Source organism: Acinetobacter sp. FL, assembly GCF_040744925.1.
Taxonomy (GTDB): Bacteria; Pseudomonadota; Gammaproteobacteria; order Pseudomonadales; family Moraxellaceae; genus Acinetobacter; species Acinetobacter radioresistens.
Genome location: NZ_CP160437.1, coordinates 232651 through 258105 on the forward strand (window position 1 = coordinate 232651; position 25455 = coordinate 258105).

General features: G+C 42.8%; 23 protein-coding genes. 12 read left to right on the top strand and 11 right to left on the bottom strand.

Annotated features, from left to right (window positions below):
* Positions 1–219: 219 nt before the first annotated feature.
* From ABZP31_RS01080 to ABZP31_RS01090, 3 genes are all read right to left on the bottom strand, one after another.
* Entirely contained in the window at positions 220–549 is a 330-nt protein-coding gene (locus ABZP31_RS01080) for a hypothetical protein (protein ID WP_248134752.1), read from the bottom strand.
* Between the two features lie 306 nt (positions 550–855).
* A complete protein-coding gene (locus ABZP31_RS01085) occupies positions 856–1080 on the bottom strand; it encodes a hypothetical protein (protein ID WP_005404531.1) in 225 nt (74 codons plus the stop codon).
* A 625-nt stretch (positions 1081–1705) separates the two neighbouring features.
* On the bottom strand, positions 1706–2413 hold the full coding sequence (locus ABZP31_RS01090) for a DsbA family oxidoreductase (protein ID WP_248134754.1): 708 nt from the start codon (positions 2411–2413) through the stop codon (positions 1706–1708).
* Positions 2414–2615: 202 nt separating this feature from the next.
* Between ABZP31_RS01090 and ABZP31_RS01095 the strand changes: the two genes are divergently transcribed.
* A complete protein-coding gene (locus ABZP31_RS01095) occupies positions 2616–3365 on the top strand; it encodes a hypothetical protein (RefSeq protein WP_248134756.1) in 750 nt (249 codons plus the stop codon).
* A 92-nt stretch (positions 3366–3457) separates the two neighbouring features.
* Here the strand turns inward: ABZP31_RS01095 and ABZP31_RS01100 are convergent, their stop codons facing one another.
* The 3 genes from ABZP31_RS01100 to fadB all read right to left on the bottom strand — a co-directional run bounded on the left by ABZP31_RS01100 (position 3458) and on the right by fadB (position 7809).
* Positions 3458–4249 (bottom strand): hypothetical protein, encoded by a 792-nt coding sequence (locus ABZP31_RS01100; RefSeq protein ID WP_034680168.1) that lies wholly within the window; start codon positions 4247–4249, stop codon positions 3458–3460.
* Positions 4250–4473: 224 nt separating this feature from the next.
* A complete protein-coding gene (gene fadA, locus ABZP31_RS01105; protein ID WP_005017032.1) occupies positions 4474–5646 on the bottom strand; it encodes an acetyl-CoA C-acyltransferase FadA in 1173 nt (390 codons plus the stop codon).
* 12 nt (positions 5647–5658) lie between these two features.
* A complete protein-coding gene (gene fadB, locus ABZP31_RS01110) occupies positions 5659–7809 on the bottom strand; it encodes a fatty acid oxidation complex subunit alpha FadB (protein WP_248134758.1) in 2151 nt (716 codons plus the stop codon).
* 539 nt (positions 7810–8348) lie between these two features.
* On the opposite strand from fadB, the gene lpxO reads away from it, so the two are divergent.
* The 4 genes from lpxO (at position 8349) to pgsA (ending at position 13164) form a co-directional block, all read left to right on the top strand.
* Positions 8349–9263 (top strand): lipid A hydroxylase LpxO, encoded by a 915-nt coding sequence (lpxO, locus tag ABZP31_RS01115; RefSeq protein ID WP_111282749.1) that lies wholly within the window; start codon positions 8349–8351, stop codon positions 9261–9263.
* A gap of 502 nt (positions 9264–9765) precedes the next feature.
* On the top strand, positions 9766–11565 hold the full coding sequence (gene uvrC, locus ABZP31_RS01120; RefSeq protein ID WP_248134760.1) for an excinuclease ABC subunit UvrC: 1800 nt from the start codon (positions 9766–9768) through the stop codon (positions 11563–11565).
* Positions 11566–11672: 107 nt separating this feature from the next.
* Positions 11673–12470, top strand: coding sequence for a thioesterase family protein (locus tag ABZP31_RS01125; RefSeq protein ID WP_034680169.1), 798 nt, complete (start codon positions 11673–11675; stop codon positions 12468–12470).
* 106 nt (positions 12471–12576) lie between these two features.
* Positions 12577–13164: a CDP-diacylglycerol--glycerol-3-phosphate 3-phosphatidyltransferase gene (gene pgsA / locus ABZP31_RS01130; protein ID WP_005017019.1), complete on the top strand. Its 588-nt coding sequence runs from the start codon at positions 12577–12579 to the stop codon at positions 13162–13164.
* A gap of 69 nt (positions 13165–13233) precedes the next feature.
* Here pgsA and ABZP31_RS01135 read toward each other — a convergent pair whose 3' ends face one another.
* The gene (locus tag ABZP31_RS01135; protein WP_248134762.1) at positions 13234–15036 is read right to left on the bottom strand and encodes an ABC transporter ATP-binding protein; all 1803 of its coding nucleotides are present in this window, start codon (positions 15034–15036) and stop codon (positions 13234–13236) included.
* A gap of 148 nt (positions 15037–15184) precedes the next feature.
* Here ABZP31_RS01135 and ABZP31_RS01140 point away from each other — a divergent pair, with 148 nt between their 5' ends.
* Positions 15185–15799 carry an alpha-ketoglutarate-dependent dioxygenase AlkB gene (locus tag ABZP31_RS01140; protein WP_005404537.1) on the top strand — a complete coding sequence of 205 codons (615 nt, stop codon included), beginning with the start codon at positions 15185–15187 and terminating at the stop codon, positions 15797–15799.
* Positions 15800–16026: 227 nt separating this feature from the next.
* On the opposite strand, the gene ABZP31_RS01145 is transcribed toward ABZP31_RS01140, so the two are convergent.
* Positions 16027–16797, bottom strand: a complete 771-nt coding sequence (locus ABZP31_RS01145) for an IclR family transcriptional regulator C-terminal domain-containing protein (protein WP_248132762.1) — start codon at positions 16795–16797, stop codon at positions 16027–16029.
* Positions 16798–17256: 459 nt separating this feature from the next.
* Between ABZP31_RS01145 and ABZP31_RS01150 the strand changes: the two genes are divergently transcribed.
* From ABZP31_RS01150 to ABZP31_RS01160, 3 genes are read left to right on the top strand one after another with little or no spacing between them, the layout of a single operon-like run.
* Positions 17257–19341, top strand: coding sequence for an FUSC family protein (locus ABZP31_RS01150; RefSeq protein WP_248134764.1), 2085 nt, complete (start codon positions 17257–17259; stop codon positions 19339–19341).
* 1 nt (position 19342) lies between these two features.
* The gene (locus ABZP31_RS01155) at positions 19343–19549 is read left to right on the top strand and encodes a DUF1656 domain-containing protein (protein ID WP_111280209.1); all 207 of its coding nucleotides are present in this window, start codon (positions 19343–19345) and stop codon (positions 19547–19549) included.
* A gap of 26 nt (positions 19550–19575) precedes the next feature.
* Entirely contained in the window at positions 19576–20589 is a 1014-nt protein-coding gene (locus ABZP31_RS01160; protein WP_248134808.1) for an HlyD family secretion protein, read from the top strand.
* Between the two features lie 65 nt (positions 20590–20654).
* Here the strand turns inward: ABZP31_RS01160 and ruvX are convergent, their stop codons facing one another.
* The 3 genes from ruvX to recN all read right to left on the bottom strand — a co-directional run bounded on the left by ruvX (position 20655) and on the right by recN (position 23642).
* Positions 20655–21098 carry a Holliday junction resolvase RuvX gene (gene ruvX, locus ABZP31_RS01165; RefSeq protein WP_111280213.1) on the bottom strand — a complete coding sequence of 148 codons (444 nt, stop codon included), beginning with the start codon at positions 21096–21098 and terminating at the stop codon, positions 20655–20657.
* Positions 21091–21645, bottom strand: a complete 555-nt coding sequence (locus ABZP31_RS01170; protein WP_005017002.1) for a YqgE/AlgH family protein — start codon at positions 21643–21645, stop codon at positions 21091–21093. Before ABZP31_RS01170 ends, ruvX begins: the two co-directional genes overlap by 8 nt.
* Positions 21646–21980: 335 nt before the next feature.
* Complete coding sequence (gene recN, locus ABZP31_RS01175; protein WP_248134766.1) at positions 21981–23642, bottom strand: DNA repair protein RecN; 1662 nt, start codon at positions 23640–23642, stop codon at positions 21981–21983.
* 402 nt (positions 23643–24044) lie between these two features.
* Between recN and ABZP31_RS01180 the strand changes: the two genes are divergently transcribed.
* The 3 genes from ABZP31_RS01180 (at position 24045) to rlmB (ending at position 25432) form a co-directional block, all read left to right on the top strand.
* A complete protein-coding gene (locus ABZP31_RS01180; protein ID WP_005405738.1) occupies positions 24045–24182 on the top strand; it encodes a hypothetical protein in 138 nt (45 codons plus the stop codon).
* Between the two features lie 67 nt (positions 24183–24249).
* Positions 24250–24573: a pyrimidine/purine nucleoside phosphorylase gene (locus ABZP31_RS01185; RefSeq protein WP_005016998.1), complete on the top strand. Its 324-nt coding sequence runs from the start codon at positions 24250–24252 to the stop codon at positions 24571–24573.
* 103 nt (positions 24574–24676) lie between these two features.
* On the top strand, positions 24677–25432 hold the full coding sequence (gene rlmB / locus ABZP31_RS01190) for a 23S rRNA (guanosine(2251)-2'-O)-methyltransferase RlmB (RefSeq protein WP_005405959.1): 756 nt from the start codon (positions 24677–24679) through the stop codon (positions 25430–25432).
* Positions 25433–25455 lie beyond the last annotated feature (23 nt).

Here is a 25455-nt window from a genome sequence, read left to right on the forward strand (position 1 = left end):
CTTTTGTTGATTTGTCCTATAAATGCAAGATATAGCTACAAAATAAAAAAAAATCCTTTATTATTTTAACGTTAGAGTATTTAGACTAATTTATACTGTTATAGACTGTCAGATTAAGCCCATTTTATGAGCCTATTAGCTGAAAGTATAGAATGCTAAATTTAAAGACGCTTGTAAAAAGAGCCAATACTATGGCTCTCTTTAACAATTTTCTAATAACTAGACAGCAGACTTCTTAAACCATTGAAAAAAGCCTTTTCTAGGTGAGCTTTCAGCAATTGTTTTTTCTTTCATCTTTTCTAATTGTTCTTGAGCCGCAGCTCTCTGTTTTTCCTGTTCTGATTTGCTCAAAGGAGCTTGTGCTTCTTGCTTGGTACTTTCAACCGAAAGTTCAGATTTGGCCGCTGAACGGGTTTTATTTTGCAGTTGATTATCGGATACCTTGCCTTCTGTTGTTATGGGCTGAGTATTCATAGCTTCGCCTGCAGCCAATACCTGTCCCGATACCATAATTATGGCAACAGCAACTACAGATTTCATAAAGCCCATGAAAAAATTCCTTCATTAAAAAAAACGGTCTGTATAAGAGTGACTATCTTAACAGTAAGGTTTATTTTAATACTTCATTATCTGAATTGCTGTTTTAAAAAGCCGCAACTTTATAAAATTGTCTAAAAAACGGACATTAATTACATTTGCTCTACAGATGCTGATGTTAACTATGTTCGCGTGAGAAGTTATATAAAAATCAAACTGCTCTAAAAATGGCTAACTAGATAAAAAGAACTCCTCATGGGGGGATGAGGAGTAGGAAAGAGATACAGCTGATTTTAAATTATTATTCAGTTTACAGAATTAAGAGTGAGATAATTTCATCTTGCAGCGACGGTCATACATTTTACCTGCAATACCACCAATAATCGCACCACTAAATGTGCCAAATACAGGTAATACACTACCGGCTACAGCACCAATCATTACACCTTTAACTGTAGGGGAAAAACGTGATTTTTTGCCTGCAGAGGTGTCATAGCCAGATTTGCCTTTACTATTTGTTTGACCACCAGCGTTATCCATCATATGAGTTACTTTATCTTTAACCATATTGGTTACACCACCATGCTCTGCTGCATCTTTATTGATCTTCTCTAGGCTATCTTGTGCCTTTTCTTTAATTTGATCTACTTTTTCCATGACATTGTTCATTACGCTTGAGTCTTGCTGATTGTCATGTTGTGTAGATGCATGAGTATTTGAAGTATTGCTATCATTTTTTGCAGTAGTCATATATTTTCCCTCATGTAAAAATAAAACAGGTTAGTCATCTATATTAAGGAAAATAGAAAATTTTAATGTTGAAGTGCTGTTATATTGACCTTGCTTTTAGTTAATAAAAAGTGTCTCTTGTAGCTATATTAAAGTTATTTTAAACTTTGGTAAGTAATATATGACTTATTGAAATCAGGATAAATTATAATTTAAATATATTTAAGTTTAAGTTGTTGTTTTAATATTAAAATAAATTTAAAAATTAGAAATTTAATTTATATTATTAGATTTTAATCCATATTAGAAAATAAAAATTATTAAATATTATAAATATCTTAAGTATTTTTAATAATTTATTTTTAAAAGTCAGTAAAATAAATTAAATCTATAAACTTTTATGTAAAAATCCCCAGCTTGTGGGGATTTATTAATAAAATTATTTTTGGTCAGGTATCTCGCAGTTCTCATCGGTACAAACTACGCCATCTTCTGGCTGATTTATACTTGTTTCCTGCTGTGTCTTTAAGACCTGGTCAAAAACTTTTATGAACACATCACGTGGCTGTGCACCTGCCAGAGCAATACGCTGGTCAAATACAAAAAAAGGAACGCCCGTAACTTTAAGCTGTTCACGAGCCAGCTTTTCATCATGCTGCACAAAATCTGCGAAGGTATCAGTATCTAGTACATATTCGACTTCCGCTGCATCTAACCCGATCCGCGCTGCCACATCTTCTACTGTTTCGCGCTCGCCAATGGCTAAGCCCTGTGTCATATAAGTATAGAAAAATGCTTCTTCGGCCTGATTGCCTAAACCTTTACTCTGGGCCAGATGGATAATACGGTGAGCATCAAAGGTGTTACCTGAATTGGCCTGTTTCCAGTTAAATTCAATTCCTTCTTCTGCAGCCATAGCAGCAATTTTTTGCTGCATTTCTCCCATTTCTTCAACTGTACGCCCGTATTTCTGGGCCAGACGCTCTGTATTGGACTGTTCATGCTTGACTGGTGCTTCTGGATCAAGCTCATAGCTATGCCAATAGACTTCAAGCTCAACTCCTGCCTGTTCAGCTGCCGACTCTAAACGTTTCTTTCCGATATAGCAGAAAGGACAGACTACATCTGACCAGATATCTACACGCATGCTGTTTCTCTTTTCTATGCTTCATTTCAAATGATAAGGGCGACATGAGCGCTTTTAAAGAGAGAGGCTGTAATAAAATGCAAGTCAGCCCGGATTCCTTTATTTTTTGAAATATAAAGATCTGTTTTTAGTCATAAAAGTCAAACAGTGCTGTGTTCTGATTCAGGTTAGTATAAAAATGAAGCGGTCACTGGAGCTAAATATGCCACGTATATTCATGATTTTAGGTGTAGTGACCTTTGCGGTATTTGCCCTATTATTTTATCAGTACTCAACACAGCGTCAGGATGAGGTACAGGCACAGCAGTTTGAAACAGTGATGACTGAAAAAATGCAGCAGCTGTATCTTCAGGCTCAAGATTGGACCACCCCTATACATCTACAAACGAAAGACCAGCGTTTGTCTGGAGATTACCAGCTCATGGCTGATACTTTGCTCAGTTATTGGGTAAATAGTGCAGAGGCACGTAACCGTTATTTACGGGAACTGGAGAAATCTGACTGGGTTGATTTTTTGGATGTAGACCGGCTCGATAAAGACCGGAAACAGAATTATAAGGAAACTGAGCAAATGCTGGCGCAGGTTCGCAAGATTTCGCAGCAGTATCAGCAGCAGACCAGCCAGATTAAACAGCAGACTTTAGAAAAAGTAGAGCAGTTACCCATTCGTACTGATTTGCGTAAAGCTATGCTCACCAAGCTTGAACGTAGCCAGAAAAGTGACGAAGATCAGGCAATTTTTCAGTTAGAACTACAAATTCTAGAAAAAGCAGAAGCCATGTTTGAAATGCTGAAAAAGTACAAATGGGTCAAGCAAGGTGAAACAATTCTGTTTTATGAAGATGAGCAGGTAAAACAGTTCAACACTTTATATCAGGAAGTATTACAGCTTAATGCTGAAATCGAAAAGATTGAACAGAAAAATGTCGAAGCCCTGAAGCAAGAACTATAGCTTAAGAGCCTCGAAATCATGTTGTTTCTAGCTCGAATCATCCCTGTAGTGTTCAGGGATGATTCTTTTTTAGGGTTAAAATAAAAGGCGATTTATTTTTTCGCGACTGTAGCAGGGAAAAGTGGATCCAGGAAATTAGGCGCGACAAAATCCACTTTCTCTACTTTATAAAGTTTTCCAGCAAAGTTATTTTGTTGATGCCACACTATCTGATTTTTACTGAGATCTATCAGATTTAAAGAATAACGTTGACCTTCAACCGGCATTGAATAATAAATTAGTCCAGCGCCTGCTCCCATGGTTGCCAGTGATACGCCTGCACTCAAGGTCGCTTGTGAGAATTTACGCCCGAAAGACGGCTGAGCTCCGGAAATATTCACAACAAACACTTTATCTGCCTGAGTAAAGGTTTTAAGCGTACTTAAATCTTCAGCAGATAAATCCAGATTGACTGGTTGAAAAGTATTCTGGTTGGGTGAAACAGTGGTTTTATTCAATTTTTCAAACAGACGTAAAAGGGTGTCTTGTTGAGATAGATTGGGCGTAGTGTGATTTAAAGCGTTAAGCACAGGAAACTGATTAATTTCCTGCCGTTTATCCTTTGGATGTAAACGGATGTCATACCCTATTATCTGTTTCTTTGGCATAAAACCGCAAATGAAGGGTGCTGATTTCACAGTTGTATTAACCGAAACTTCTTTTAATTGCTGGGCAAGAGCCTCATTAAAGCCTAGGGCCAGTTGAGCACTTTCTTGACCAATAATGTGAGAAGTCCCTAACTCTGCACGTGATAAACAGCTATCAGTTAAAATTGCTACAGAAGATTGTCGGAGCTCATTTTGTTGACGGTCTAAAGCGCTACGTGTTTCGGGTTTAATCGCCATAGTATTACAACCTGTAAGTACTACAGCACAGCTTAAGCTGAATAAAATTTTTTCATTTGAGAAATATAAGATTAATTGTGAAAGAAAAATGTGCAATAAGTTTTTATTCGTCACATTGAGTATTCATATTGATTCTTTTTTGTTGCAGGGCCAAGTTTTTTATTAAAAAAATTGTAAAAAAACCCTGCATTGAGCAGGGTTTTTTAAGTTTGGTATTTTAAGAATTAAACACGTTCGATGATGGTAGCAATACCCTGACCTAAACCGATACACATGGTCGCAAGACCGATTTGTGTATCTTGCTGTTCCATAATGTTCAGCAGAGAAGTGGTAATACGCGCACCAGAACAGCCCAGTGGATGTCCTAACGCAATTGCGCCACCACTTAAATTTACGATGTCTTGTTTGTCATAAAGGCCTAAACCTTTCAGTACAGACAGACCTTGTGCAGCAAACGCTTCATTTAGCTCAACTGTCTGCATGTCAGCAATCGAGAGACCAGCACGTTTTAGTGCTTTCTGGGTTGCTGGAACCGGGCCATAACCCATGATCGCAGCATCACAGCCTGCAACTGCCATAGAGCGGATTACGGCACGTGGTTTCAGGCCAAGAGACTGAGCTCGTTCAGCAGACATCAGTAACATGGCAGATGCGCCATCAGACAATGCAGAAGAGGTTGCAGCAGTGACTGTACCGCCTTTAGGGTCGAATACTGGGCGTAAAGCACGGAAAGATTCAATATTGGCATCCGGACGGATTACTTCATCGATATCACACAATACTTTATAACCGTCAGCATTATGACCTTCAATACCCACAATCTCGTTCTGGAACAGACCATTTTCAGTCGCAGCCCAAGCACGACGGTGTGATTCCACACCAAAGGCATCCTGTTCTTCACGGGTAATACCGTTCATACGGCCCAGCATTTCAGCAGTCAGACCCATCATGTTAGATGCTTTAGCATAATGCTTGGAAGCAGCAGGGTTCAGGTCGATACCGTGCATCATACCTACATGGCCCATATGCTCTACACCACCGATGATAAAAATATCACCTTGGTTGGTTGCAATCTGTGCAGCCGCTGTATGAATAGCCTGCATGGAAGAACCACACAGACGGTTAACGGTTTGACCGGCAACAGTTTTTGGAAGGTCCGCCAGCAAAGCAATATTACGGGCAATGTTCATACCTTGTTCAAGGGTCTGGTTTACACAGCCCCAGATCACGTCTTCAACTTCATTCGGGTCGAATTCGTTACGTACCATTAGTGCACGGATAAGTTCAGCAGACATGGTGTCGGCACGTACATTGCGGAACATACCGTTTTTCGATTTGCCCATGGCTGTACGTACACCATCAACAATCACAACGTCACGTGGATTTAAAGTAGCCATTCACGTCACTCCTTAACCGTAGAATTTTTTATTGTTAGCTGCCATGTCACGCAACATTTGTGGTGCTTCATAAGCTTTACCTAAGTGCGCATATTTATCGCAAAGCGCTACATATTCAGCAACACCGGTCTGATCAATGTAACGGCATGGGCCACCACGGAATGGAGGGAAGCCTACACCCATGATCATCGCCATGTCTGCTTCAGCAGGAGTAGCCACAATGTTGTCTTCCAGGCAACGAACTGTTTCATTACAGAAAGCCAGCATCATGCGGTCAATGATTTCCTGAGGATCAAATTCGCGTTTTTCACCTGACACTACCGGAGCAATGACATCATAGGCAGTCGGGTCAACAGTTTTGGCTTTCTTGCCTTTACGGTCGAGCTCATATTTGTAGAAACCGACATCATTTTTCTGACCCAGGCGTTTTGCTTCATACATGGTCTGGATAGAACCTTTGTAATCTGGCTTCATACGGTCAGGGAAACCTTCAGCCATGACTTCTGCACCATGTACGCCGGTATCGATACCCACAACATCCATCAGGTAGGCAGGACCCATCGGCCAGCCAAATTTTTCCATGACTTTATCGATTTGCTGGAAGTCAGCGCCATCTTTAAGTAACAGGTCAAATGCACCGAAGTAAGGGAATAATACACGGTTAACCAGGAAGCCCGGACAGTCGTTAACAACAATTGGCGTTTTACCCATTTTCTGGGCAAGAACTACTGTTGTTGCGATTGCTTCTTCAGATGTCTTTTCACCCCGGATGACTTCAACCAGTGGCATCATGTGTACCGGATTAAAGAAGTGCATACCAACAAAATTTTCCGGACGCTGTAAGGCTTTTGCCAGGCGCGTGATCGAAATTGTAGAAGTATTGGATGCAATAATTGTATTCTCACGTACCGATTTTTCAGTATCTGCCAGAACCGCTTCTTTAATTCTTGGGTTTTCAGTGACTGCTTCAATCACGATATCTACTTCTTTAAACTCTTCATAGCTTAAAGTCGGGCGAATACGTGCCAGGGTTTCACCCATTTGCGCAGGTTTCATTTTCTTGCGTTCAACCTGCTTGGTCAGCAGTTTGTTTGCCTCAGACATACCCAGGGCCAGCTGCGGGTTACCAATATCTTTCATGATAATTGGTGTACCTTTGCTTGCCGCTTGGTAAGCAATACCACCACCCATGATCCCCGCACCCAGAACAGCTGCCTGATTTACAGGATGTGCACCTTTTTCATGCTGTTTAGAAGCTTTTTTCACAACCTGGTCATTTAAGAACAGACCAATGAGTGCTCCTGCTTGCGGAGTAATAGCTGCTTTGGCAAAACCTTCAGCTTCAGCTTTCAAAGCTTCGTCACGATGTAAGCTTGCACCTGCCTGCAAAGAATCCAATAGTAGTTTTGGAGCAGGATATTGAGCCGGATTAGCTTTAGCCAGTACCGCACCCTTGGCTGTATTAAACGCCATCATTTGCTCAAGTGGACTCAATTTTACAGGGTCGAGCTTTTCCTGACGCTTGGTTTTCCAGTCCAGACGGCCATGAATAGCCTGCTTAACCAGATCAATTGCAGCATCTTTGAGCTTGTCAGCTGACACAACAGCATCCACAGCACCGTCTTTTAGTGCAGCAGCCGGTTTTTTCGGTGCAGCAGTTGCCATCCATTCAACAGCGTTATCAATACCAATAACACGACTTAAACGAACTGTACCGCCAAAACCCGGGAAGATCCCCAGCTTGATTTCAGGTAAGCCCACCTGTGCCTGTTCTGACATGACACGGTAGTCACAGACCAGACACATTTCAAAACCGCCACCCAGTGCCATGCCATTAATAGCAGCCACTTTAGGAATGTCCAGGTCTTCAAAGCTGTTAAAAACTTCATGGACAGGCATCGCCCAATCAACAATTGCCTGCTCACCTTGTGCAAAGTTATCACCGAATTCAGTGATATCAGCACCAACGATAAATGTAGATTTGCCTGAAGTAACGATTAAACCCTGAATATCAGCAGCGGATACGGCGTCAATCGCAGCCTTGAAATCTTCAATCGTTGCACGGTTGAATTTGTTAACCGACTCACCTTGTAAGTCAAAGCGGAATTCTGCAATCCCGTCCTCAAGCATTTGGACGGTAATGGCATTGCCAGCGTGGATCATGCCCTGATCTCCTTTATTTTGGAGGACTTCTAAGTTGATGTAATGAAGCGTGTGTACATTTCCCGCACACATCGATGCTCCGCTAATCTTACGATAACTATATCCAAAAAGAACATAACAAGTTGTATCAAGCCGTGACGCAAGGGTCATCAATTTTAAAGGTCAATATTCTGGTTGTGATTCCAATAAGTAAATCTTTGATAGATTATTTGAAATAAGTCATTAATTATAATAATTATTATTTTAATCAGTTGATGTAAACTATTTATAGAAAACAAGAGAATATCTACCGTAATAGGCAGTTTAAATACTCAGGTTATGTTTTAGTAACCTGTTAAATTCAATTTTAAAATTTTTGAATGCACTGAAATTGTTATGTTTAGGGGTTGTTATTGATAATACATCATTAGATAGAATTCTATTTTGGCTACCCTTTATCGTCTTTTTTATCAACATTTGATAAAATCGCCGCCATTTACAGAGCCATTGACCTGTCGAGCAGCTCTAATCTATCTCTTTTTATGTTGCAGAGTAGCTATATGATTAAATGGATCGTATTGGCGATTTTTGTGATTTCAGCGTTGTATATCCAAAATCGCGGTAAAGTGCGTCATTCGTTCTATCGTCAATTTTTTGACCATTCAACGCTTCTCGCACCGATTAATTTCTTAATGTACCTGTTTTCTAAGGTACCTAACCAGCCTTATATTGCTACCCAGCATTTTAAGGATCTGCAAACCTTGGACGAGCATTGGGAAATGATTCGGGATGAGGCCAGAGCCTTGTACCAGCAGGGCGGGATCAAGGCAGCCAGCAGTTATAACGATCTGGGTTTTAATTCGTTCTTTAAGACTGGATGGAAACGTTTTTACCTAAAATGGTATGATTCTAGCCATCCGTCTGCAGCAGAACTCTGTCCAAAAACCACGGCCCTATTAAGAACATTACCGACCATTAAAGCTGCCATGTTTACTGAGCTGGCCCCAGATAGCCGGTTAGTTCGACATCGTGACCCCTATGCTGGTTCATTACGCTATCATCTGGGTTTATTGACTCCTAATGATGATCGCTGCTTTATTGATGTAGATGGTCAACGTTACTCATGGCGGGACGGGGAGAGCGTGGTTTTTGACGAAACCTATATCCATTATGCAGAGAACAAGACAGATGAAAACCGGATTATTCTGTTTTGCGATGTAGAGCGTCCATTAAAGACACGTTTGATGCAAAATTTTAATCATTGGTTTGGTAAAAAAGTGATGACTGCGGCCAGCTCGCCGAATGAGGCTGGCGACCAGACAGGCGGTTTAAATAAATTGTTTGCTTATGTCTACCAGATTAGGCTTAAAGCCAAAGCATTGAAAAAGACCAACCGCCAACTTTATTACGTTTTAAAATGGTTTTTAATGCTGGGTATTTTCTTCCTGATTTTTATCCGGCCGTATATTACTTAAAAATTTAATGCCCTGCGGGGCATTTTTTATATTCGAATGCTTTGATAAATCAGGCATAACTTAGCAGGATGTACATCAAAACAGATAGATCAATTTTGATAAAAATAGAATGTGCACTTTTAAAAGGTGTTTTGAACCAAGAATAATGAATATATTGCTATAAGTCGTAAGCTATTTTACTCTGTTTAATACAGTTTCCTGTTCTATAATTGATATTTCTGAAAATTAAATAAATTTAAAATATTCAGACCATTACATGATAACTAATATTCAATTTTTTAAGTATAAACAAAACCGGCTAGCAAGATCAGGGATTAATATCTCTTCAAAAGAGTTTTCTTAAATAACCAGCAAAATTTGATTTTTCAAATAATATATCTATACGTAATGAGTTTGATGTTAAAGGCTAATGAATTTCTTTGAAAATTGTGAAGATGCTTGAAAAAGCCAGTAAAAGCATCACATCATGTGAAGAGCAAGATCTTGTCAATATAGGCCCCATGTGAACGAAAATGCACGCGAACATATAGAAAAAATTCTGGCAAACATGACCACTTTACCCGGGGTATACCGTATGTTGGGTAAAGATGGTGAACTTTTATATGTGGGAAAAGCCAAGAATTTAAAAAATCGTGTGTCGAGCTATTTTGTTAAAACTATCGAGCATCCCAAAACTCAGGCACTGGTGGCACGTATTTATGATATTCAGACTCTAATCACCCGGTCTGAAACAGAAGCCTTATTACTTGAACAAAACCTGATCAAGCTACATCGTCCGCCGTACAATATCATGCTGCGTGATGATAAATCTTATGTCTATATTTTTGTGTCGAGTGATAAGCCTTATCCACGGGTAGCCAGTGGCCGGGGCAAGGGCAAGCATCAGGTCGGCAAGTTTTTTGGACCCTATCCCAGTGCATATAGTGCTCGTGACACCTTAGTCGTACTTGAAAAGCTGTTTAATGTACGCCAGTGTGAAAACAGCTATTTTGCCCAGCGCAAACGGCCGTGTCTGCAATATCAGATTAAGCGTTGTTCTGCACCGTGCGTCGGACTGGTAAGTCCTGAGGATTATCAGGAAGATGTAAAGAATACCATTCGCTTTCTACAAGGTGATACCAAAGAGCTGAATCAGGAACTGATTGCCAAAATGGAAGAGGCCGCAGAAAAGCTCGAATTTGAAAAGGCCGTATTTTATCGGGACCGTCTGGGACTGTTGCGCGAAGTACAGGCCCAGCAGGCAGTTTATAAGGTCAAGGGTGAAGCCGATATTCTGGCAATTGCCTATCAGGCCGGAGTAACCTGTGTCCAGATTATGCATGTGCGTAATGGCCGGATGTTAGGGGGTAAAAGCTATTTTCCCGACATGCAAAATGATGACTTAGGACAGATGCTTAGTGACTTTATGGCTAACTTTTATTTTCAAGTGGCTGATGAGGTTCCGGCTGAGCTGATTGTAAATGTAGCCTTACCTAACACGCAGGAACTTGAACAGGCTATTCAGACTGAATTTGGCAAGAAAGTACAGATCAAGCATAAAGTACGGGAAACCCGTGCCGAATGGCAGGAGCTTGCAGTCATGAACGTGCAGCATGCCATTAAGGGGCAGCTGAGCAACCATCTTGAATTGCATGAACGCTTTCACCAGCTAGAGCAGGTCATGGGCCGACCAATTGACCGGATTGAGTGTTTTGATATTTCGCATACTATGGGTGAAGCACCGATTGCTTCATGTGTTGTATTTGATCAGGGAGGGGCACGTAAACGTGACTACCGGCAGTTTGCTATTCAGGATATCACCGGGGGAGACGATTATGCAGCCATGCGGCAAGCTCTGACCCGGCGTTATAAAAAAAGTCTGTTACCAGACTTGCTGCTGATTGACGGAGGTAAAGGCCAGTTACATATGGCAATGGAAGTCATGCAAGACCTGGATCTGGATGCTTTCATGGTAGGTGTTTCTAAAGGTGAAGGACGTAAACCGGGACTAGAAACCCTGCACTTTACGGATGGCCGCAAGATTCAGCTCGCTGAAGACCATAAAGCATTGCATCTGATTCAGCAGGTACGTGATGAGGCACACCGTTTTGCTATAACCCGGCACCGTGCCAAGCGGGACAAACGCCGTGCAGGTTCGGTTCTGGAAGCCATGCCGGGTCTTGGCCCAAAGCGCCGGCGTGACCTGCTTACCCATTTTGGTGGGATTCAAGGTGTACTGAAGGCTTCAGAAAAAGAGTTAATGGTAGTTCCCGGTTTGGGTCCGGCACTGGCTCGAACGATTTATAGAATACTGCATGAATAATAGGCGAAAATTACCAAAGTAGAGGATGACTCCCCAGTCAGCAGCCATTCACAGCACTTAAAAAACTTGTCATGATGGCCCGAGCACAAGAATAATTGAGGCAAGGGATGTCATTAAAACAACTTTTTCAGGCTGTGACAGTTTCAGAAGAGATTGATATTCCAGCAGGCTGGTTACAGGGCCGGACCATTTATGGCGGACTGGTAGCGGGAATCCTGATGCACAAGGCTGTAGCGACTGTCAATGATCCGCAAAAACGGCTGTTAAGCACCAGTGTGACCTTTGTTGGCCCGGTACAGGAGAGTCGTGCCAGAATCACCGCTGAGGTGTTACGTGAAGGTAAATCCGTAACGACGGTAGAGGTAAGATTATGGCAGAATGATGAAGTCCAAAGTATTCTGCTGGCCAGTTTTGGTGCTGAGCGCCCATCTGCAATTGAAGTCCATCAGGAGCGTCATGCTCCTGACTATCCGTTGCCTGAACAATTAAACTGTTTGCCTTATCGGGAGGGCTTCTTGCCACCGTGCTATCAGCAGTTTGAACTGTGCTGGGCCGAAGGGCAGTTACCCTGTAGTGGCAGCAAGACTCCGGACTTTGGTGGCTGGTTCCGGTTTAAGCCCGAATTTCATGATAATAGCGAACTTGAGCTGGCTCATTTGTTGACCTTGATGGATATCTGGCCACCTGCTGTGATACCGCTCTTTAAACAGGTGGCTCCTGCCAGTTCCTTGACGTGGCATATCACTTTGGTACATCCGGTCCAGCATGAGTTGCATGACTGGTTTAAATATAAAGCTTTTACAGATTTTGCAGGGGACGGCTATTCAACCGAATATGCCCATATCTGGGATGCCCAAAATCGCCTGATTGCGATTTCCCGGCAGACTGTAACAGTGTTTGCCTAGTGACACTAAATATCATTTCGTATAAAGTGACCCTACTAAAAATGGATAAATCCTCAAAATTTTCTATTACATGATCATGTGGTAGGGGGAAACACTGGCGGTGTCTATGACTACAGGTCGTATCCTGAATATTCCGAACATCTTGACTTTGGCACGTATCGGATTAATCCCGGTATTTTTGCTGGTGGTTTACTGGCCACCTGCAATGCAGGTAAGTGGGCATGAAAGCAGTATGACCCGGCATATTATTTTGACTGCAATTTTTGTGCTTGCTGCAGTAACCGACTGGTTCGATGGCTATCTGGCCCGAACCTTGAATCAGACTTCAGCCTTTGGGCGCTTTCTTGACCCTGTGGCAGATAAACTGATGGTTGCAGCGGCACTGATTGTGCTGGTGCAATGGCAACCGACAATTTCAATGGCCTTTGCTGCGATTGTCATTATTTCTCGTGAGATTACAGTTTCCGCCTTACGTGAATGGATGGCAGAACTGGGAGCTCGGACCAGCGTAGCTGTTTCTACGGTGGGTAAGTACAAAACAGCATTTCAGATGATTGCGATTTCTGTATTTCTGCTGAACTGGCCGCCGCTTGAATTAATTGCTTATGCACTGCTTTATACCGCAGTGCTTTTAACCTTATGGTCAATGTTTATTTATCTAAAGGCCGCCTGGCCTTATTTAAAGCAGCCTTAACAGTGGCCCTATAAAAAATCCCCATGATACAGGGGATTTTTTATAACTTTCTTTAAGTCAATACAGGCCTTAACTGTGAGTTTCTTCCTCAGCCTCTTCACCAAAAGTCTTGGCAATTTTTTCAATATTTAGGCTTTTTGCCATGGCATTGAAAATTTCTTTATAAACTCCGTCCTGATGATAAAGTGCATCATGTTCGCCGTGCTCGACAATTCCTCCCTCTTTCATGACATACGTATAGTCGGCGTCAATGATCTGTGACAGGCTATGTGAAATAATGATAACCGTCCGTCCCTGCTTGATCTTGTCTAGGCTCTGCTTGATCTGCTCGGAAGCAATCGCGTCCAGACTTGCAGTGGGCTCATCCAGAAAAATAATCGGTGGATCTTTAAGAAACATCCGTGCCAGGGCAATGCGCTGCTGCTGGCCACCAGAAAGCATCAGGGCATCCGTCTCATAGCTATGTTGCAACTGCATGATCTGCTCATGGATAGATGCTTTCCGTGCCGCTTCGATGACTTCATCCAGCGAGGCATCAGTCTTGCCATAACGAATATTTTCAAGAATTGAACCCTGAAAAATGTGATTTTTTTGCAGCACTAGACCAATATGGTCACGCAGATAGGCCGTATCAATCTCTTCAATTGGAACTCCGTCGAGGTAGAGTTTACCTGAGGCTGGAAGATAAAATTTATCCAGCAGACTGATAAGAGTGGATTTTCCGGCACCAGACAGGCCTACCAGTGCAGTAATACGGTTGGGTTGAATCTGCATATTTATATTCTTGAGGGCATGATGTCCGTTTGGATAATAAAAATCGACATTTTCTAGCTCGAACTGGCCATGAATAACCGGCTTGCGTGTACCGCTTGATTCAATTTCATCATCAGCCTCCAGAATCTGGAAAAAACTCTCTGAATAAATCATGGCATCATTAACTTCATCATAAATACGGTGCAACGAGCGAATAGGGGCAGAAACGTTATTGAAGAGTAGTACGTGATACATAATCATCCCTATACTCATCTGGCCGGACAGAACAAAATACGCAGTCAGAATAATGATCAGAACAATACCGATCTGTTCAATAAAGGTTTTCATGCCATCGAACAAAAAGCTGGTCTGACGGGTACGCATCTGGTTTTGGGTCAGTTCTTTTTGTAGCTTGAGCTGTTTCTCTGCTTCTATCGACTCGCGATTAAAAGATTTAATTACGGTAATTGAGTTAATAATACTCAAAATGCCCTGACTCTTTTTTTCTCTTCCATCGCGCAGGTTGCGCCGCCATCCTCCCAGCTTCTGGGCTTGTTTGTAGGTTAGCCAGAAATATACCGGTACGATACACAGGGCCACAAGTCCTACCCAGACATTGGCATAAAACATGAGACCAAGCGCGACAATTGCACTGGTAAATAGAGGCAAGATATCAATAAAAAAAATCTGTACCAGTCGGGTCAAAGACCCGATACCGCGGTCAATTCGGGTCTGTAATTTGCCTGCCTGATTATTTTCCTGGTTAAAAAAAGCCAGCCGATAGGTCAAAAATTTTTCAATAATGCCTTGGGCCAAGTCTTGTGACACCAGAATTCTAAGTTTTTCACCATAAAATTTTTGGCCAAAGGAAACCAGTGCACTAATAATTTCCTTCCCCAGCAGAATTACACTAATGGTAACCAGAATATGCCAGCCTGCATTTAGTCCCTGACCAGCTTCGACCAGACGGTTAATACTGTCGACTGCATACTGCAATGTCAGTGCATTGACCTGGGCCGTAAATGCACCGATTAGCGTCAAGCCCAGTGTTGCCATAACCAGCAGGCGGTACGGCCTGACAAAAGGGGAGATCTTTTTAAATAAATGCCATAAATTCATGCAGGTCGTTCTTGTTCTTAAGTTCTAAATTCAGTCTAAGGATTTAAATATACCGGCTCAACCCACCGCTCTGTGACAATTTGTGAATTGAGCAAAGTGATAAAACCATGTTTAAAATAAGTATTACCCTGATCTGTCCGGAGCAGTAATGAACCTTGAGCTCTTTGCGGCCCAGCCCCGATCAAATCTGCTGCCTTATGACGGCTCTGTTAAAGATTATGGTCAGATACTGACTGAGACAGACGCAACAGCCTATCTGCAATATTTTCTACAACAGCTGGCCTGGCAGCATGATGAAGTTATCCTTTATGGCAAGCATATACGAACCAGCCGTATGATCGCTTGGTATGGTGATGAAAAATTTGAATATCGCTATTCAGGTATTACACGAAAAGGACATATATGGGATGACAGACTCTGGAAACTTAAACAGTATATTGAAAAACTGACGGGCCAGCAGTTTAACTCATGTCTGGCCAACTTGTACCAAGATGGTAGCCAAGGCATGGGCTGGCATAGTGATGATGAAAAAACTCTAGGTCAAAATCCGGTGATTGCTTCAGTCAGCCTGGGGGCAACCCGTAAATTCTGTTTTAGGCATAAAACCCAAAATGACAAGATAGAGGTCTTATTACAGCATGGGCAATTGCTGTTAATGCGCGATGAAACCCAGCATTTCTGGAAACATGCCTTAATGAAAAGCACTCGGGTACAGGAACCCCGTATTAATCTTACATTTCGGTATTTCTGGCCAGAGGGCTAAAAAGCAGGGCAGACCAGCAGAGACAATAAAATAAAACAGCCCATGTGTGGAGGACATGGGCTGTTTTATTCAGAGGAGCTGTTTTCGAAAAAACAGAACAGTAATGTCATGGAACACTTTTGGCAATTACTGAAGAACAAAATCATCATATGAGAATTTATTTAAAATTACAAGAAATCTCTTCGAGTAATTTATGTAAATTATCGTATAGATTATTACTTAATAGATCAGTTCCCTTCTTCTGAAATAACAGAAAATTTCTTCTCGATTTTTGCAGCATTTTCCTTCAATGTCTCAATCAGTTTACTGACGTTAATAAACTCAAAGCGGCTTCTTGAAGCCAGTACAGTTAATGCCATAGGCGCTTCTTTAGAAGAAAACCGGATGGGTACAGACAAACCGGATACCCGTGGGTCGAGCTCGCCCTGAGAAAAATAATAGCCCTGTTTTTTAATTTTTTTCATCTGCTGCATAAAGCTTTCCAGGTCCTGCGCAAAGCCGACTTCAGAGAGCTGGGTAGCAAAGCGTTCATAATAATTATGGAGACGCTGTTTTGGCAGATGTGCCAAGATAACCTTGGGAGAAGACCCGACGTACACCGGACGTGGACAACCGCGACCATAGGACAGCAGGTCGGTATTACGGAAAACCTCATGATGCACATCAATGCAGTAATCCTGATTAAGGTGAGTGAGCAGACAGCACAATTCGGTGCGTTCTGCAATTTCACTCATAAACGGACTGCTGGCCTGTACTACAGGATCAGTTGTACGTGAAATATAGTCCAATACAGCAATTTTTGAACCCAGCGTATAATCACCTGATGTGCCACTAATACGCTGCAAAATGTCTGAAGAAACCAGTTCCTTGAGGTAACGATAACTGGTCGGTTTGGACAGGCCGAGTTCCTCACAGATAATGTCAACATTGATGACAGGCCGTGAAACTGAAAATAAATCAAGAACCGTCAGAATCTTGCCAAAACTAGAAAGTGCCATGTATACCTACTGTTGTCCAAAATCTTAATGATGAGCTATTACCTTTATAACAAATTGTAGAGACCGGTGAATATATTTTCAGGCTGGAAAACTTGGCCTATTAAAGTACGCTTAAGGAATAACTAGTAATCAAAATAATTTATTTATTATCATAATAAGATACTTTATTGACTATTTTATGTTTATTTGAAAAAATACTCACATTAAGTATCTTATTTAGAAACTATCAAGATTAAAATAAGTGCTGTTTATTCTCTCCCTTTCTTTCGTCTGAAAGAAAACTTACCTGAACATTGATCCTGCTTTTAAAACAGGGATGTGTTGACTGCTGCAATATCTATATCAGGGCTTAAAAGCTAGGGTCCTGCCATGTGCGATGTTTAGCAGGTCTAGGCAAGGGTAAGTTGATGTTGACTTGGAAGTACGCCTTAAAACGGATTTCTATTTTCGAGATACCACATGCTATTTAAACAAATCTTGGCTTTTCGTCCGGGCCGGATGGAACTGACTTTTGCGCTTAAAACTTTTATTGCCGGCATGCTGGCTCTATTTGTATCTTTTCGTCTGGATCTGATTAACCCGATGTGGTCGATTGGTACAGTGATGATTATTGCCAGTCCATTCTCAGGCATGGTCTCTTCCAAATGTGTATACCGGCTTATCGGAACGGTTGCAGGGGCGATAATCGCACTGCTATTGACTCCACCCTTGATCAATACGCCTTGGCTATTTTCTGTTGTACTGGCGCTATGGGTCGGTTTTGCACTTTATATTTCTCTTTTGGACCGTACACCGCGCAGTTATGTATTTATGCTGGCCGGTTATTCTACTGCCATGATCGTATGTAATGCGATTGGTTATATAGACAGCTATAACATCTTTGATCTGGCTTTGGCTCGGGTACTGGAAATTTCAATCGGGGTAATTGCCCATGCTGTGGTCTCAGCGACAGTTTTACCGGTACATATTGGCTCGGTCATCAGGCAGCGTGTCACTAAACTTCTGAATGATACTGAAAACCTGTTCAGTAATTTATTGAAAAATCCGCATCCAGACCAGAACTATAGCGAACTGCTGGCTGGCATAACCCGTGACAGTAGCGATATTCATGCACTTGCTGTGCACTTGTCTTATGAGAAGGGTGAATTGCAGGGCATGACCAAACAGTTGCAGGAAATGCTACATCAAATGTCCATGGTAATTGCCAATCTGGTCGCCATGTCGGAAAAGCGCGAACAGCTTCATCAACTTGATTTTAAAAAATCTGAGTATCTGGAAAAACTTCAGCAGCATGTGCTGAATTTTCTAAATCAAAAGCAGCCTGTAGCCGAGAGCCAATTGACTGAATTGCCTCCAGAGTTCCAGGCTGACTTCAGTGAATTGCTGCGAGATGTTAACCCTGAACAATATATCGTTTTAAGCAGTATAAAAATGGATATCCAGCATTTTATTCATAATATTCGGACGGTTAATTTATTGTGGGGGCTGATTCAGGCAGGTGAGAAAAATATCCCTCAGAGTATTACTCCAATTACTACAACTTATCCGAGTTTACATCGTGATTATGGCGTGGCAGTGCGGGGAGGTGTCAGCGCCTTTCTGATTACACTGATCGTTTGTGCGCTCTGGATCCTTTCTGGCTGGCGCATGGGCTTCATGATGGCACAGATGGGGACAGTAACAGCATGTATTTTGACAGCACTTGATAACCCGGTGCCCGTACTGCGTATCTTTATCTGGGGCAGTCTGGTTTCGGCTGGGCTGGTGTTTGTATATGCCTTTGGTATTTTTCCACATATTACGGCGTTTTGGGAGCTGGCACTGGTGCTTCTGCCCATGTTCCTGTTTTCTGTATCCATGATGGCCAATCCTTCTCTGATGCCAGTAGGAATGGTGCTGGGTATTAATACCATGATGGGGCTAAATCTGCGTAATTCTTACAATATGGATGCAGTGACCTATTTTGACAGCTCTTTTGCCATGATTCTGGGTGTTCTGGTCTCACTGATTGTGATCTATTTTGTACGTGCCATGTCACCAGAAACCAGCGCAACACGAATACTGGCCCTACATAGCAAAGCCATGCGCCAAGCACTTGTATTGCCTTATGGTACCCAGTTTAGGATTCATCTTAGAAGCATGCTCGACCGAATCGGTGTACTGAATACCAAAATGGTTCAGTCATCTGAGATTCGTTCTTCGATTAATGCAGCACTGGTTGAATGTAGTGCGATTGTCGATTTAAGCCGGCTGCAGGAACTGGCAGGTCAATTATCTGATCATGAGCTGCTGGTGAAACAGATTACACAGCTGGGCCAGCAGCTCGAGCACTATTTTGAACTACGTGAACAGGCAGGCCTGTGGAATGCTGTACCATCCACTGAACTTGTACGGCAGCTCAAAGAGTTACGTTTATTTGCCACAGATATTGAAGATAATGAGCTGCGACTTCGACTGCTAATTTCACTGAACAATATCCAGTGCAGTATTTGCCATATCGGGATGAGCAATACACAACCACATTTTATTATGGCAGGAGCTTGAGATGGGTGAAGTCAATATTTATGGACTTTATGTTCCGATTCTGCTGATACAGGCGATTCTGGCTTACGGACTACTCAAGTTTACAGATGTATTTACCCATCGCTGGGTTACAAATGGCTGGATTATGTGGCCAGGCATATTTCATCTTTGCTGGTATCTAGTGCTACTGCTCTGTATCCACTGGCTCTTTCTTTATTTTTCTGCTTGATTTTCTCTGGTGATAGGTTGACCGTGATGAACTCATTTGATGCGCGCAAGCTGCTTCGTCCCTTATCTCTGCTGCTGGTGGCGGCAGTTGCTCTCTATGCCATTATACATTTATGGAACTACTATAATGCTGCACCCTGGACCCGTGACGGTCGGGTGAAGGGTGATGTGATGCAGGTTTCTTCAGATGTTTCCGGACTGGTCACAGAAGTTCTGGTACAAGATAACCAGACGGTAAAAAAAGGTCAGGTCTTGTTTAAAATAGATGTCGCCCGTCAGGTACTGGATGTCGAACAGGCTAAATCCGATCTGGCTAAAGCCAAGGCAGGGCTGGCCGAAGCTGAAGCTGCTCTAGCCCAGTCACATGCCAACTCAATCAAGTCTCAAGCGAATATCCGGCTGGCAGAGAAAAATGCACAGCGTTATGCCAGCCTAATGAATGGTGCAATTTCCAAGCAGGAACAAGACCAGATGTTCGCAGTGCGTGACCAGGCGCGTGCCGAACATGAACAGATGCAGGCTGCTATTCAGCAGGCGCAGGCTACTATCCGTCAGCAAAAAGCATTGATTGAAGCTGCCACCAGCCAGGTACATCTGGCTGAACTCAACCTGCACCGCTCAGCAGTTATTGCACCGGCAGATGGCACTTTATCCAATTTCGATATGCGTCCTGGTAATTACGTGAAATCTGGACAGGCAGTGGCTGCCCTGGTCGACCGCCAGCAGCTCTATGTGGTCGGTTATTTTGAAGAGACCAAACTTAACAGAATACATGTGGGAGATAAAGCCACAGTACAGCTCATGGGAGATTCGGAAAAGATTTATGGTTATGTGCAGGGCATAGCAACAGGAATTGAGGACCGTGAGCGTGGCAACAGTTCTAACCTGCTGGCCAACGTCAACCCTACATTTAGCTGGGTGCGTCTGGCACAGCGGGTACCGGTCAAAATCATGATTGATAAATTGCCAGAAAACCGGTTAACCCTGGTATCAGGCCGTACTGCAACAGTACGAATTATTGAAGCCAAAGATCATATTTAACCGGTCTTGGCAAAAATCATTAAAAAGAAGAGTATTACTCTTCTTTTTTCATAGAAGATAAAGGATTAAGGATTAAGACCATCTGGTTCGCGATACCAGCTTTCAATCAGCAGGGCAGCTGCAATACTGTCAGCCGCAAGTTTACGGTTCCCACCCTGAGCCTGATACTGACTCAGTTCACTACGGGCTTCGCGAGTCGTTAGTCGCTCATCCACCATCAGGGTTTCAATGTTGGTCTGATGCCGCAGTCGCCGTGCAAACTTGCGGGCACGGGCAGAAAGTTCTGACTCACTCTCATCCATGTTTAAGGGTAAACCGACCAGAAACAGGTCCGGTTGCCATTCTTTGACAATCTTCAGCAAATGTTCCCAATTCGGGATTCCATCCTTCATTGGGAAGAGCGTCAAGGGATTAGCACTCTGAATAGCTGCCTGTCCGATAGCCATGCCCATTTTCTGGGTGCCAAAGTCAAAAGCCATAATCAGACCCGGATGAGAGGCATCAGGCATGACCAATCTCAGAAGCTAACCAGGTACGGTCTAGGCCCATTTTTTTATAGGCAGCGTCCCAGCGGTCATCGTAAGGCAGATTAAAAATCAGGTCCATATCTGCATCACAGATGAGCCAGTCACCGCGTGCAATCTCTTCTTCAAGTTGATTTTTGCTCCAACTGGCATAACCCAGTGCTATCTGGTAACGGTCCACTCCTTCATTGTGTGCAATTGCATCCAGAATATCTTTACTGGTGGTGATACAAACGTTTTCACCAATAGCAATAGACGAATGCCAAACGGGTTGACCGGTATGTAAAACGAAACCTGCCTCCGGGCGCAATGGACCGCCTTGAAGCACATCATGAGGTTGGACATTATCTGCATCAATTTCCAGGTCATTCAACAATTCCTTGATCTGAATGCCAGCAGGTCGGTTGATAATAATCCCTTGTGCGCCGTCTTCATCATGTCGAGCCAGATAGATGACCGTATGAGCAAAGAAATCATCGGCAATTTCTGGAGGAGCGATAAGACAACGATGCGTCAAATATTGTTTGGTCACCTAAGCTGTTCTCCTAAATTGTCAGCATAAAGTTTTGTCTGGACAAAAATTGAGGCAAAAAGATAAATTTCAATAAAATTACAGAGTATGGTCTCTCCACTTATAAGTGACTACTGTCGAGAATACAATCCTCTGCACGTAAGCATCTGTGCCTTTCAGCAAAAAAAAGCAGAAACTTATTGGTCAGATGTAGCCTTGAATTAAATACTGACTATTCAAGGCTTGCAGAATGGGGACAGACTAGAATATAAAATCTGCTGATTGAAGATAATTGTGGCGATTTCATAAAAATCAAGAGCTCAAACTGGCTGCTGATTGCTAAAAGATATTATCTATTAAGCCTGCTGGAATTTAAGCTGACGCAACTGTCTGGCATGCTGCAAGGTGGTGTTACTAATTTCAACGCCACCTGTCATACGGGCCAGTTCCTGAATCCTTTCATCTTCATCCAGTTCAATGATGGTACTGCTGGCCGGATCAGTCTGCAGTTTCTTTACCAGAAGATGCTGGTCAGATTGAGCCGCCACTTGGGCCTGATGGGTAATACACAGAATTTGTACATGCTGTGCCAGCCCGCCAAGCAGTCGTCCTACAATCTCGGCAGTACCGCCGCTGATCCCGACATCGATTTCATCAAACACCAGAACCTCAGCTTCAGTTTTCTCGGCATTCATCACCTGCATTACCAGTGCAATACGTGACAGCTCACCTCCTGAAGCTACCCGTGCCAGTGGTTGGGCCGGTATGCCTTTATTGGCGGTAAACAGTAGCTGGATAAAGCTCAGGCCTTCTGCAGTAGGCTGTTCCAGTGCATCAAAACGGAATTCAAAATAAGCTTCGGGCAGGGCCAGTGGTTTTACCTGTTCAGTCAGCTGTTTAGCGAGTGGTATCGCGGCTTCACGTCGAATCTGGTCCAGATGCTCAGCCTTCTGCAAAAAGTCCTGATGAGCGCATTCAACCTGTTCGGCCAGCATTTCTGGGTCTTCAAGCTGTTGCAGTTTTTCCAGTTCCTGCTGCCAGAGTTCATATTCTTCTTTTAGCTGCTCTGGCTGGATTCTATACTTACGGGCCAAACGATGAAAAATTTCAAGCTGGGCATTCAGCTCTTCCATACGTTCTGGATCAAAGCTCTGCCGGTCAATAAACTGGCGTAGCTGCGCTGTTCCTTCATCTAGTTCACTTTGCGCATTTAATAATGCATTATAAATACTGGACAGCTGTTCACTACGCCCAGCATGTGTTTCCAGCCGGCGAATTACCGAAGAGAGCTCCTGAGAAAGATTGGATTCCGCTTCATCGAGTACATTCAGGCTGTAAGCGCAGTCCTGCATAATATGTTCATGATGGCTGAGACGGTCAAATTCCTGCTCTATTTCTTTATAGTGAATAGCAACTATATCTTCAAGTTCTTCAAGCTGTAGCTCCAGCGTACTGATCCGCTGTAATCGGCTAGCCTGTGCTTCAAGCGCAGCCTGATGCTGGCGAATATTCTTCTGCCACTGGCTATATGCATCACGTACTTGCTGGGCCTCATTATAAAAATTACTGTAGCGGTCTAGCCACTTGCGTGGATAAGGTGGTTCCAGAAGCTGCTGCTGACTATGCTGGCTATAAAGCTGAACCAGAAGACGTCCAATTTCTTTCAGTTCAGATAGGCTGCTCGGGCGGCCATTGATCCAGGCTTTACTGCGGCCTGTAGCAAAAATTACCCGGCGTAAATGTATTTCACCTGATTCATCATTTAACTCATGCGCACTGAGCCACCCTGCTTCAGGGCTATCTGGCTGGTAGCTGAAGACGGCAGTAATGTCGGCTTTGTCTGTGCCATAACGAACATAGTTGGTATCGGTACGTTCACCGAGGCAGGCAGAAAGCGCATCAAGTAATAAGGATTTACCAGCACCGGTCTCACCTGTGAGTACGTTAAAACCTTGTTCAATATCAAGGGCCAGATGGTCAGCAAGCGCAAAATTGATCAGTGTTAAATGTGTCAGCATAAACGCATCCAGGCTGCGAAAGGTTTGTGTCTAAGATAGTCAAGTTTTGTTGTGGTCACAAGATGGCTTTTATTTTAAGACATTCAAAATATGATAACGCGATCTTAAAATAAATATGCGAATAAAAATTTTGTAAATACAGTTGTTCTGTTCTTGGCAAAAAGCTGTATTCGCTTTAACAATACTGAAAACTAATTAAGAGAATATATTGCCAGCAAAGATCAGTGTTCCATTGTTGTTATGCCAGTCATATATTGTTGATGGTTAGAATTACAAAATGAAAAATACGGTTTGATCAAAAATGTAATGATGAATTAGATGTTTAACTCAAAATTTTATCTGTATAACCATAAGTGCAACAAATATAGCAGACACAATATCATAGTAAGTTATAGACAGAGAATGATAAAAAATGGTCGCTCATCAACCGTTATGCTGGATCTTTCAACTATTGGTTTAAGGCTGCCTGTAGATCTGAATAAACTGAACGGCAAGGAATGGAAAATATTGATTTTTCCTGTTGAAACGGCAATTGATTAGTTGCGCCGCCGCAATTAAACTACCGCAATCATAACGTATATAAATGCGCATTATCTGGAGAATACGCATGTCAGCACAGTTTGATCATGTATCAGTAATAAAAAAATCAAATGTCTATTTTGGTGGTTCGTGTATTAGCCATACAATTTTATTTGAAGACGGTACTAAAAAAACTCTGGGGGTCATTTTACCGACAGAGCAGCCGCTTACCTTTGAAACCCATGTGCCTGAGCGTATGGAGATTATCTCTGGTGAATGCCGTGTTAAAATTGCCAATAATGAAGAGGCTGAACTGTTCCGCGCCGGTCAGTCTTTTTATGTACCAGGTAACAGCACCTTTAAAATTGAAACTGATGATGTGCTTGATTATGTTTGCCACCTAGAAGGCTAAGCATTCTGCAATAAATCAGGTACACTAGACTGATATAGGAGATCCTGCGAAGTTACTTTGCAGGATTTTTGTTTTTCACAAGTCACCAGCTTAGAGGTCGTTCATGGCGAAACCTGAATATTATTATGGCGTTCATGCAGTGGAGTCATTATTAGAACTGGAGCCAGAACGGGTTCTGACCCTGTTTACACTAAAAGGACGTGAAGACCAGCGTTTGCAAAAGATTCTGGAACTGGCTGAACCTTTCGGAATTAGTGTGCAAAAAGCCAGCCGGGACAGTCTTGAAAAGCTGGCCGGGTTACCCTTTCATCAGGGGGTTGTGGCTGCTGTCCGTCCACATCCGGTTATGAATGAAAAAGATCTAGAACAGTTACTTGAACAAACACCGGATGTTCTATTGCTGGCCCTGGATCAGGTAACTGATCCGCATAACTTGGGGGCCTGTATCCGTACAGCCGCAGCAATGGGTGTACAGGCAGTTATTGTGCCACGTGACCGTTCAGCCAGTCTGACACCGACGGCACGGAAAGTGGCAGCCGGTGGGGCGGAGAAAGTCAAGTTCATTCAGGTTACCAATTTGGCCCGTACGCTTGCACAGATGAAAGAGCAGTCACAGGTACGAGTAATAGGAACCATGCTCGACGAACAGGCATTGCCGCTTCAGCAATGTGACCTGACCGGACCTATAGTGATTGTAATGGGTGCTGAAGATACCGGTTTAAGACCTATCACCCAGGCACAGTGCGACCACAAGGTTTACATTCCGATGGCTGGAAATCTGCAAAGTTTAAATGTCAGTGTGGCAACCGGTATGGCGCTCTATGAAGCCTGTCGTCAGCGTAATGCTAAAAGTTTATAAGTTGATTAATTAAAAGGATTCAG

What these genes read in the sequence shown, in the direction of transcription:
- ABZP31_RS01080 (WP_248134752.1), bottom strand. Translation starts at nt 549, where the DNA reads ATGGGCTTTATGAAATCTGTAGTTGCTGTTGCCATAATTATGGTATCG.
- ABZP31_RS01085 (WP_005404531.1), bottom strand. Translation starts at nt 1,080, where the DNA reads ATGATGGATAACGCTGGTGGTCAAACAAATAGTAAAGGCAAATCTGGC.
- ABZP31_RS01090 (WP_248134754.1), bottom strand. Translation starts at nt 2,413, where the DNA reads ATGCGTGTAGATATCTGGTCAGATGTAGTCTGTCCTTTCTGCTATATC.
- ABZP31_RS01095 (WP_248134756.1), top strand. Translation starts at nt 2,616, where the DNA reads ATGCCACGTATATTCATGATTTTAGGTGTAGTGACCTTTGCGGTATTT.
- ABZP31_RS01100 (WP_034680168.1), bottom strand. Translation starts at nt 4,249, where the DNA reads ATGGCGATTAAACCCGAAACACGTAGCGCTTTAGACCGTCAACAAAAT.
- fadA (WP_005017032.1), bottom strand. Translation starts at nt 5,646, where the DNA reads ATGGCTACTTTAAATCCACGTGACGTTGTGATTGTTGATGGTGTACGT.
- fadB (WP_248134758.1), bottom strand. Translation starts at nt 7,809, where the DNA reads ATGATCCACGCTGGCAATGCCATTACCGTCCAAATGCTTGAGGACGGG.
- lpxO (WP_111282749.1), top strand. Translation starts at nt 8,349, where the DNA reads ATGATTAAATGGATCGTATTGGCGATTTTTGTGATTTCAGCGTTGTAT.
- ABZP31_RS01125 (WP_034680169.1), top strand. Translation starts at nt 11,673, where the DNA reads ATGTCATTAAAACAACTTTTTCAGGCTGTGACAGTTTCAGAAGAGATT.
- pgsA (WP_005017019.1), top strand. Translation starts at nt 12,577, where the DNA reads ATGACTACAGGTCGTATCCTGAATATTCCGAACATCTTGACTTTGGCA.
- ABZP31_RS01135 (WP_248134762.1), bottom strand. Translation starts at nt 15,036, where the DNA reads ATGAATTTATGGCATTTATTTAAAAAGATCTCCCCTTTTGTCAGGCCG.
- ABZP31_RS01140 (WP_005404537.1), top strand. Translation starts at nt 15,185, where the DNA reads ATGAACCTTGAGCTCTTTGCGGCCCAGCCCCGATCAAATCTGCTGCCT.
- ABZP31_RS01145 (WP_248132762.1), bottom strand. Translation starts at nt 16,797, where the DNA reads ATGGCACTTTCTAGTTTTGGCAAGATTCTGACGGTTCTTGATTTATTT.
- ABZP31_RS01150 (WP_248134764.1), top strand. Translation starts at nt 17,257, where the DNA reads ATGCTATTTAAACAAATCTTGGCTTTTCGTCCGGGCCGGATGGAACTG.
- ABZP31_RS01155 (WP_111280209.1), top strand. Translation starts at nt 19,343, where the DNA reads ATGGGTGAAGTCAATATTTATGGACTTTATGTTCCGATTCTGCTGATA.
- ABZP31_RS01160 (WP_248134808.1), top strand. Translation starts at nt 19,576, where the DNA reads ATGAACTCATTTGATGCGCGCAAGCTGCTTCGTCCCTTATCTCTGCTG.
- ruvX (WP_111280213.1), bottom strand. Translation starts at nt 21,098, where the DNA reads ATGCCTGATGCCTCTCATCCGGGTCTGATTATGGCTTTTGACTTTGGC.
- recN (WP_248134766.1), bottom strand. Translation starts at nt 23,642, where the DNA reads ATGCTGACACATTTAACACTGATCAATTTTGCGCTTGCTGACCATCTG.
- ABZP31_RS01180 (WP_005405738.1), top strand. Translation starts at nt 24,045, where the DNA reads ATGATAAAAAATGGTCGCTCATCAACCGTTATGCTGGATCTTTCAACT.
- ABZP31_RS01185 (WP_005016998.1), top strand. Translation starts at nt 24,250, where the DNA reads ATGTCAGCACAGTTTGATCATGTATCAGTAATAAAAAAATCAAATGTC.
- rlmB (WP_005405959.1), top strand. Translation starts at nt 24,677, where the DNA reads ATGGCGAAACCTGAATATTATTATGGCGTTCATGCAGTGGAGTCATTA.